Here is a 3,323-nt window from a genome sequence, read left to right as displayed (position 1 = left end):
TGTTCCTGCGCTTTTTGCATCATCTTGAATTGTAATTGTAACATTTGCAGAATTTTCTTTACAACCTAAATCAGTTGTTTGTGTATAAGTATATACCAAGCCATTTGAAGCCCAAGTTCCACCAGCTTCAGGATTTCCTTCTAAAGCAGCGAATAAATCATCATTTGTAGGATTTACTCCTTTACAAACAGTTAAATCTCCATCTGTTCCTGCGCTTTTTGCATCATCTTGAATTGTAATTGTAACCTTTGCAGAATTTTCTTTACATTTTAATTTTGTTGTTTGTGTATAAGTATATACCAAGCCATTTTTTGTCCAAGTTCCACCCGCCTCAGGATTTCCTTCTAAAGCATCAAACAATTGTTTTTCCGTTGGATTTACTCCTTTACAAACAGTTAAATCTCCATCTGTTCCTGCGCTTTTTGCATCATCTTGAATTGTAATTGTAACCTTTGCAGAATTTTCTTTACAACCTAAATCAGTTGTTTGTGTATAAGTATATACCAAGCCATTTGAAGCCCAAGTTCCGCCCGCCTCAGGATTTCCTTCTAAAGCAGCGAATAAATCATCATTTGTAGGATTTACTCCTTTACAAACAGTTAAATCTCCATCTTTTCCTGCGCTTTTTGCATCGGCTTGAATATTTAATTTAAACGTTTTAGTATCACTTAATTTTCCTTTTGTAGCTGTTAAACTAAGCGTAACAAAACCTTTAGTAGCATCTTGGTCGCTAGGTGTATATTTTGATAGCAATTTGGCATCATCTTCAAAAAGACCAGTACCATCTGTTGTCCATTTTAATATTGGATTTTCAGTAACACCTATATCAGAAAAAGTAAAACTGTTATTTTCACAAATACTCGCCTCTGCCGGATTTTGCATGCTAATTACAGGCTGTATTTCTATTGGCGCGGGGCTAAATTTGAAATATGTAATAGGAAGCTCTTTAGAAATAGTTCCTTTACTCTTATTTTTGTCACTGTTCTTATACACTGTATAAGCAACTCTATTTTCTCCTTTATTATCCCATAAAAATGAAACAGAACTAAACCCCATTTCAATTCCCGACTCATTTTCGTAATAAACCACTAAGTTTTTTGTTCCAGAATACACAAAATCTTCCGTTAGTGTAATATCATTTCTAGAAGTATCAAAACTAGCACCTGATTTCCAAGTATATTCACCATCAAATACTTTTGTAAAAGTGCTCAAATCAGGATGACTATTATTTGTAATTTCATTTTCACTAACCTCCTTTACATAAACACGCTGTTTTTTAGCACGTTTATATGTTTTATTTTTACAATCAGTATAAAAACCAATCGTAGTTAATTTTCCTGCTAAATTATTTAAATCACTTGCCTTATATAACATTAGCGACCAACTATTTTTTTTACCGCCATTCCAACTTCCGTTATCATATTTTGCAGGACTGTTAGACTGTGCCGATTGTCCACAACCACCAGTACCTACAGTAACCTCCATAACTTTAGTCGCTTTAATATTTGCAGGAGTTTTTATTGTTACTTTAGTTTTATCGGCGCTAGTAATAGTCGCAGTAAAACTATAATCATCAGGAGTGTTGGTTTTAAATTTAGCAGTATAAGTACCATCTCCATTGTCTGTAATATTTGAAACGCCAGTAGGTGAAAAAGTTAATTCCCCGCCAGATTTACTTAATTTTTTCCCATCTTTATCTTTTAAAACAACAGTAATCGTAGCTATCTCTTTATTATTAGCACCAATTACAGGCTTGTCAACACTAAGAGTAGAATGTAATTCCGATGCTTTTACAGGTGGAGTTACTACAACCGCTTTAAACCCTATGATTACCTGAGGAACAGACGTTTCTTTTAGTAAACCATACCTAATTTGATCATGAGTAATGTAATTATATGCAGTTCTATAACCGAATCTATTTACGCCCGGCCAAAAAACCTTAAATTTAGGATATGGAGTCTTATCATACCATTGTTTGTACATTGCTCCAGGGGTATTTTCTGTAATTTCTACGACTAAATTTTTATTTTTATCGTAATTAAAAGCGGTATTAAAAGGAATTTTAACGTACCCTGTATTCCTATCGTATTGAATACCTCCATAAAACACCTCAGTAAATCCACTAAATTTCTTAACAGTCTGCCCTCTATTGTAATCAAACTCACTTGTTCTTCTTGAAATTAACTTTAATCGAACTGTCCAATTTCTAAACGTACTAATATCTACATTACCCGTTGTATTTAATTTAAAAGTAAGACTTTCTATTTTTCCGCTTTGTTTTATCTCCGAACCTAAATAAATAATCTGACTATAATTATTACTTTTTCGGATGTTAATAACAGAATTATCACTAGTACTTCCGCCACCACCTATAGATACATTTTGTGCCGACAAAAAGAAGCTAAAATTTAAACAAAAGAAGAGCAGAATACTTTTAATAAAGAATATTTTATTACCCCTAATAGATTTACTAAACAACATGTTTTGATTATTTTTTCGCAAATTTATATTTATTTATTCTAAATAAGGATTAAAATTCACATTATTTTAACAATTATATAATACTAACAACTCTTTCAGTTACAAAATAATGAAAGTCATAATATAATAAACTGAACAACAGGTCAATACACTTTTAAAACGCTCTATAAATGCGAATTATTTTTTATAAAAAAATTTAGAACGAATAAAAAAAGCCTTTTTAGTTGCTGCTTTTTGACATAAAATCAAGAAAATTATTATTTAAAAAAGCTTAACAATAAAAAACAGAATCATAAAAATCGCTATCTAATTAAAAACAATATTGAATACGGCAGGTTATTTTAGCTTAAAAAATTATAATTTCACCATTTCTAGTTGTAATTTAGTGCTAGATATTTCTATTTTTTTGAAGCAATTTCCCGCTTTCCGCACTCGCTTTTTTTGTTTGAAAAAAACAAAAAAGAGCTCAAACAAATGCTTCAATCGGGGCTAGGCATTTCTGTTAATTTTCATAAATCGATACATCAACTATAATTCCACCAATCTCTACCCTATCAATTCGAGTGATTTTTTTAAAACAAACATCATACTAAAATTAGTTCAGCATCCCATCAAAAAGAGAACTATGGTAGAAAAAACTCAAAATTTCACAAAATTACAACTGTCAGTTCGAGTGATTTTTTTCCTTCAAAAAATTATATCGAGAACTTTTTTCAACCGAAGAATCTGTTTTTAAAATAAACAAACATCATGCTAAAATTAGTTCAGCATCCCATCAAAAAGAGAACTATGGTAGAAAAAACTCAAAATTACACAAAATTACAGCTGTCAGTTCGAGTGAT

1 protein-coding gene is annotated in these 3,323 nt (G+C 31.1%); it reads right to left on the bottom strand.

Features of this window, described 5'->3' with window-relative positions:
* Nucleotides 1–2,394 (bottom strand): Ig-like domain-containing protein (locus DPIF8902391_RS10520; protein ID WP_172505797.1); only part of this gene is annotated, 2,394 nt, incomplete at its 3' end.
* Nucleotides 2,395–3,323 lie beyond the last annotated feature (929 nt).

The organism is Tenacibaculum finnmarkense genomovar ulcerans (assembly GCF_900239495.1).
In the GTDB taxonomy this organism is placed as follows: Bacteria; Bacteroidota; Bacteroidia; order Flavobacteriales; family Flavobacteriaceae; genus Polaribacter; species Polaribacter ulcerans.
Note: the sequence above shows the minus strand (reverse complement) of the source record. Positions and strands in the feature narration are given on the sequence as shown.